This window comes from Sphingomonas sp. Ant20, from assembly GCF_000783375.1.
Classification (GTDB): domain Bacteria; phylum Pseudomonadota; class Alphaproteobacteria; order Sphingomonadales; family Sphingomonadaceae; genus Sphingomonas; species Sphingomonas aerolata.
Genome location: NZ_JRVI01000084.1, coordinates 1 through 6,238, shown reverse-complemented (window position 1 = coordinate 6,238; position 6,238 = coordinate 1). Strand labels below are relative to the sequence as shown.

The window sequence follows — 6,238 nt, the reverse complement described above, 5'->3', positions numbered from 1 at the left end:
CGCTCGTGGGCGGCCCGGCCCCAATTTCGCTGACCGGCGGTGGAACGCATCGCGCAGGCCGCCTGAAACCCGCCCCACCTTTTACCACCACCCCGGGCGAGGGCCGGGGCCCAGTTGGGGGACGGGCATAACGACGGACGATCCTCCGTTACATCGACCTTTCCAACTGGGCCCCGGCCTCCGCCGGGGTGGTATAGCGGTCAATGGCATCCGCCACATCGCCCCACCCGCTGAGGTTTTCAGGCAACGCCCCCCAGCCTTCGCACGCAACACCAAAACTACCGCTGTCCCCCGCCCGAATCCCCTGCCACACTCCCCCTCGATGCAGCTTCGCCCACGCGACTCGAATCATCGCCAGCCAGGCGCCCCGGCGCCGCTTGAACGCGCGGGCTCCCATGCTCATCTCTGGTCGAACGCCATCCCAGGCGTGATGCGTGCCGGCCCGACCATACCCGATCACCGATCCGACACGTCTGCCCCCGAAAGGACCGCATGAGCCGTAAACCCGTTCCCGCCCAGTCCGGTGACCGCGCCCGAGTCGAGCTGCTGTTCGACAAGCCCCAACTCCTCGTCCGGCTCTTCGGCCAGTACGACCAGAATCTGGTAGCGCTCGAAAACCGCCTCGGTGTGTACATCACCGCGCGCGGCAACAAGATTGGTCTGGAGGGCACCGCGGAACAGGTCGCCAAGGCGCGCGACGTGCTCCACGATCTCTATGCCCGGATCCAGCGCGGCGAGGATGTCGACACCGGCCTCGTCGACGCGTCGATCGCGATGGCCGACGAACCCGTGCTTGAAGGCATCATCCGCGCCGATGCCGGCGGCGGCGCTGCCCCCCCGATCATGATCCGCACGCGCAAGAAGACGATCGTCCCGCGCACGCCGGCACAGGCGCACTACATGCGCGAGCTGACCAGCAACGACATGATCTTCGCGCTCGGGCCGGCAGGCACCGGCAAGACCTATGTCGCGGTCGCACAGGCGGTCCAGCAGCTCATCACCGGCAGCGTCCAGCGGCTGATCCTGTCGCGCCCCGCGGTCGAGGCGGGCGAGCGGCTGGGCTTCCTCCCCGGCGACATGAAGGAGAAGGTCGATCCCTATCTCCGTCCCTTGTACGATGCGCTCTACGACTGCCTCCCCGCCGAGCAGGTCGAACGCCGCATCGCGAGCGGCGAGATCGAGGTCGCACCAATCGCCTTCATGCGCGGCCGCACGCTGGCCGACGCGTTCGTGATCCTCGACGAGGCGCAGAATACCACGCCGGCGCAGATGAAGATGTTCCTCACCCGCTTCGGCCAGAACAGCCGGATGGTGATCTGCGGCGATCCCAAGCAGGTCGACATCCCCGGCGGCGTCGCCGCCTCGGGTCTGGCCGATGCGGTCCGCCGTCTGGAGGGGGTCGATAGCATCTCGATGTGCCGCTTCACCGTCGGCGACGTCGTCCGCCACCCGATCGTCGGCCGCGTCGTCGAAGCCTATGAAGGCAGCGACGCCTGATCCCTGCGCGGCTATTCCGGACATGCCGGGATAGCCGCCGGGCCGTCCGCATACCACAAGGGGTGCGGAACTTTGCCACCTGTGTAATGATTTCGTCCTGACGTTTCCGCCGGAAGGACCCGCATGCTCGAAATCGCGCTCTCTTCGGAGGCTCCCTGGCCCGACCAGGACTGGGACGGCCTCGCTAAGCGCGCCGCGACCGCGGCGATCGAACGCACGCCGCACGGCCAGCTGCTGACCGGCGCCGCCACGGTCGAGATCTCGTTCCGGCTCGCGTCCGACGACGAGGTCCACACGCTCAACAAACAGTATCGCCAGAAGGACAAGCCGACCAACGTCCTGTCCTTCCCGATGGTACAGGCCGATCTGCTCGAGACGATCGCGCAGAATTCGGACGATGGCGAGGTGCTGCTCGGCGACATCATCCTCGCGCACGGCGTCTGCGTCGCGGAAGCCGCGGAGCGCGGCATCTCGGTCGAGGATCATGCGATGCATCTGATGGTGCACGGCACGCTGCATCTGCTAGGCTATGATCATATGGACGACGACGAGGCGGAGGGTATGGAGCAGATCGAACGCGACGCGCTCGCCGCGCTCGGGCTCCACGATCCCTATCTCATCACAGAGGACTGACGACCACGATGGCCGATGGCCCCAATGCCGGAAACGGCGATAGTACCGACAGTATCTGGCGCGGGCTGAAAGGCCTGATCTTCGGTGCCCCCGACGAATCGCTGCGCGATCAGCTCGAGGATGCGATCGACCGGCACGAGGGCGATCCCGCCCCCGATGCCAAGGGCGATCTCACCCCGCTCGAACGCCAGATGGTCCGCAACCTGCTGCATTTCAGCGAGCGGGACGCAGGCGATGTCGGCGTGCCGCGCGCCGACATCATCGCGGTCGAGGAGGAGACGTCGTTCGCCGACCTCGTCAAGCTGTTCGCCGAGGCCGGCCACAGCCGCCTGCCGGTCTATCGCGACAATCTCGATACGATCATCGGTATGGTCCATATCAAGGACGTCTTCACGATCCTCGCGACCGGCGCCGAGCATCCGACGACGCTCGCCGGGCTGATCCGCGAGCCGCTCTACGCGCCGATGTCGCGCGGCGCGCTCGATCTGCTCGCCGACATGCGGCAGAAGCACGTCCATCTGACGATCGTGCTCGACGAATATTCGGGCACCGAGGGGCTCGTCACCTTCGAGGACCTGATCGAGGAGATCGTCGGCGATATCGAGGACGAGCATGACGACGCGCCGCAGGTGCTGATGACCCCGATCGACGGCGGCGCCTGGGACGTCGACGCGCGCGCCGAGCTAGAGGATGCCGCCGAACTGATCGACCCGCGGCTCGCCGAGGTCGATGGCGATATCGACACGCTGGGTGGCCTCGCCGCCTTGCTCGCAGGCCATGTCCCGCAGATCGGCGAGTGCGTCGATCATCCGAGCGGCTGGAAGCTCGAAGTCACCGAAGCCGACGAACGCCGCGTCAACCGCCTCCGCCTCCACCCCCCGGTCGTGCTGGTAGAGGACGACGACTGACACGAAGGGGGCGGTGCGTCGGCCGACACGCCCCGCCCCCCCCCGCACGTCATTCCCGCGAAGGCGGGAACCCATACCGGCTGACCTTCCGACAGCACGCAGACCCTGCCCCTCTGGATTCCCGCCTCCGCGGGAATGACGAAGCATTGCGCTCCACCGCCAACCGCAATCACGCCATTGCCCCCCGCCCGCACTCCCGCCTAACTCTCCTGCATGCGCAAACACATCCTCATCGTGCTCGGGCTGATCATCCTGGTCGGGATCGCCGGGTTCACCTGGCTCGCCTGGCCCGATACCGCCCGGCTCGACGTCAACCAGGTCACCGGCAAGCGGCCCGACATCACCGCGCCGCGGATCCAGATGCTGCCGACGATCGGCGTCGCCAAGGCGGTCGGCTGGCCCAAGGGCGCGATGCCGACCGCGGCGGCGGGGATGAAGGTCCAGCCGTTCGCGGCCGGGCTCGATCATCCGCGCTGGCTCTACCGCCTGCCCAATGGCGACGTGCTGGTCGCCGAGACCAACTCGCCACCGCGTAAAGGTCCCGGCATCGTCACGACGGTGATGAACTTCCTGATGGGCCGCGCGGGTGCGGGCGTGCCATCGGCCAACCGCATCACGCTGCTGCGCGACGCGGACGGCGACGGCGTGGCGGAGACGCGCTCGGCCTTCATGACCGGGCTCAACTCGCCCTTCGGCATGACGCTGATGGATGGCCAGCTCTATATCGGCAACACCGACGCGCTGGTCCGCGTGCCCTATACCGAGGGCGCGACCCGGATCACTGCCAAGCCCGAGCGTGTCATTCCGCTCAACGGCGGTGGCAATCACTGGGCGCGCAACGTGATCGCCGCCCCCGACGGCAAGACGCTCTATGTCGGCGTCGGCTCGGCGTCGAACATCGCCGAAAACGGTATGGACGCGGAGAAATACCGCGCCAACATCCTGCAGGTCTGGCCGAAGGACAAGAACTGGCGGATCTATGCCGCCGGTCTGCGCAACCCCAACGGCATGGCGATCAACCCCAAGTCGGGCCAGCTCTGGACCGTCGTCAACGAACGCGACATGCTCGGCTCGGACCTCGCGCCCGACTATCTGACCCAGGTCGAGTTCGGCGATCACTTCGGCTGGCCCTGGTATTATTGGGGCGGCTATCCCGACGATCGGGTCGAGCCGAAGAACCCCGCGCTCCAGCAATATGCCAAGCGTCCCGACTATGCACTCGGACCGCATGTCGCCGCCCTCGGCCTGACCTTCGCGGGCGACGCGAAGCTCGGCGACCGCTTCACCAACGGCGTATTCGTCGGCGAGCACGGCTCGTGGAACCGCAAGCCGCTCTCGGGCTACAAGGTCGTCTACATCCCGTTCGGCGACACCGGCTTCCCGGCGGCGAACGCGAAGCCCGTCGACGTGCTCGGCGGCTTCCTCAACAAGGATGGCGAAGCACAGGGCCGCCCGGTCGGCGTCATCACCGACAAGAGCGGCGCGCTGCTGGTCGCGACGATGTCGGCAACACGATCTGGCGCGTCAGCACGAAGTAACTGCGGGGAGGCGCGAGAACGCCTCCCCCTCCCCCGTCATCCTGACGAAAGTCAGGATCCAGAGTAACACACGACACCCCGCGTGACCCTGGATCCTGACCTTCGTCAGGATGACGGGCATGGCCGTATCAGGCCGCACAAACCCTCACCGCAGCAGCTTCGGCCCTTCCTTGCGGATCATGTCCTGCACCTTGCCCGCGAACAGCCCGAGCAGCCCGGGCAGGTCGACGATCGCATGGACATTGTCCTCGAACACCGTGACCTTGCTGCCGATCACCTGCCCCATCGCGCTGACGGTGAAGTGCAGCGTATCGCCTTCCCAGCGGCGATCGGTCACCGATCCGCCGGGGATCTTCGACCCGATCGTGTCGATGCCGCTGTCGAGCCGCGAGCGCACCCCCGCCTTGCCGAGCTTGTGGGGGATATCGACCGAAATGGGATTGGACATTCTTTGATCCTCAGTGTGCGAACAGCATCGCGTCCTGTGCGAACGCCTTGAACTCGAGCGCGTTGCCGCTGGGGTCGCAAAAGAACATCGTCGCCTGCTCGCCGACTTCGCCCTTGAAGCGGACATGCGGCGCGATCCCGAAGCGGACCCCCGCCGCCGCGACCCGCTCGGACAGGCTGGTCCAGTCGTCCATCGTCAGCACCACGCCGAAATGCGGCACCGGCACCTGATGCCCGTCGACCGCATTCTCGACCGCGACCGCCTTCGCCGCCGGATCGAGATGCGCGACGATCTGATGCCCGAACAGGTCGAAGTCGATCCAGTGATCGCTCGACCGCCCCTCGGGACAGCCGAGCGTCCCCCCGTAAAAGGCCCGCGCGGCGGCGAGGTCATGGACGGGAAAGGCGAGATGAAAGGGGCGCAGCGTCATGCGGGCAGGATAGAGCGGATGATCCCCCCCGTCACCCCGCCCCCGCTATGCGATGCCCGCTGCGCGTCCGCTGCTCTTGTCGAAGTATCGCGCCCCTGCTCCCCATAAGCGGCGGCCCCTGTTCTCCCGCGAAGGCGGGAGCCCAGTCTGGATCCCCGCCTTCGCGGGGAAACAGCTCGAGGTTCGGCCACCGGTCGCTACCGCCCCCATTCCTCCCCACCACCCCGGCGAAGGCCGGGGCCCAGTTGGGGGACGATGGTAACGCAGGACAGCGCGACACCACTGCGACCTCCCCATCTGGGCCCCGGCCTTCGCCGGGGAGGTGCAAGGGATGCGGCCTGCACGATGCTATTTGTCGATATAGTACCAGCTGCCCGCAAGGAGATGGCACCACCCCGGGCGAAGGGCCGGGGCCCGAGTTGGGGGACGGTGGTAACGAAGGACAGCGCGACACCACTGCGACCTTCCCACCTGGACCCCGGCCTCCGCCGGGGAGGTGCAAGGGATGCGGCCTGCACGATGCTAATTGTCGATATAGTACCAGCTGCCCGCAAGGAGATGGCACCACCCCGGCGAAGGCCGGGGCCCAATTGGGGGACGACGGTAACGGAAGGACAGCGCGCCGTCACTGCGACCTTCCCACCTGGACCCCGGCCTCCGCGGGGTGGTCGTGTGTGGGGGTAGACCCAGGGGTTGGTACCGAGGCCAACGAAAGCGTCCCACCCCACCAACCCAGACGCCCCATCCCCCCCCGCCGCCACGCCAGATGCAGCCTCAGATATTG

5 protein-coding genes and 1 pseudogene are annotated in these 6,238 nt (G+C 67.1%); 4 read left to right on the top strand and 2 right to left on the bottom strand.

All coding sequences use genetic code 11. The features are described from left to right. Positions 1–492 precede the first annotated feature (492 nt). The 4 genes and pseudogenes from NI18_RS12010 to NI18_RS11995 all read left to right on the top strand — a co-directional run bounded on the left by NI18_RS12010 (position 493) and on the right by NI18_RS11995 (position 4,576). A complete protein-coding gene (locus tag NI18_RS12010) occupies positions 493–1,497 on the top strand; it encodes a PhoH family protein (RefSeq protein WP_031438935.1) in 1,005 nt (334 codons plus the stop codon). A 123-nt stretch (positions 1,498–1,620) separates the two neighbouring features. Further along, entirely contained in the window at positions 1,621–2,130 is a 510-nt protein-coding gene (gene ybeY, locus NI18_RS12005; protein WP_031438936.1) for an rRNA maturation RNase YbeY, read from the top strand. A gap of 8 nt (positions 2,131–2,138) precedes the next feature. After that, complete coding sequence (locus tag NI18_RS12000; RefSeq protein WP_031393856.1) at positions 2,139–3,038, top strand: hemolysin family protein; 900 nt, start codon at positions 2,139–2,141, stop codon at positions 3,036–3,038. A gap of 213 nt (positions 3,039–3,251) precedes the next feature. Next, positions 3,252–4,576, top strand: a pseudogene (locus tag NI18_RS11995) (sorbosone dehydrogenase family protein). A 145-nt stretch (positions 4,577–4,721) separates the two neighbouring features. On the opposite strand, the gene NI18_RS11990 reads toward NI18_RS11995, so the two are convergent. Both NI18_RS11990 and NI18_RS11985 read right to left on the bottom strand, forming a co-directional pair. After that, on the bottom strand, positions 4,722–5,024 hold the full coding sequence (locus NI18_RS11990) for a polyhydroxyalkanoic acid system family protein (protein WP_031396320.1): 303 nt from the start codon (positions 5,022–5,024) through the stop codon (positions 4,722–4,724). A 10-nt stretch (positions 5,025–5,034) separates the two neighbouring features. Continuing rightward, entirely contained in the window at positions 5,035–5,454 is a 420-nt protein-coding gene (locus NI18_RS11985; RefSeq protein WP_031438939.1) for a VOC family protein, read from the bottom strand. Between the last annotated feature and the right edge of the window lie 784 nt (positions 5,455–6,238).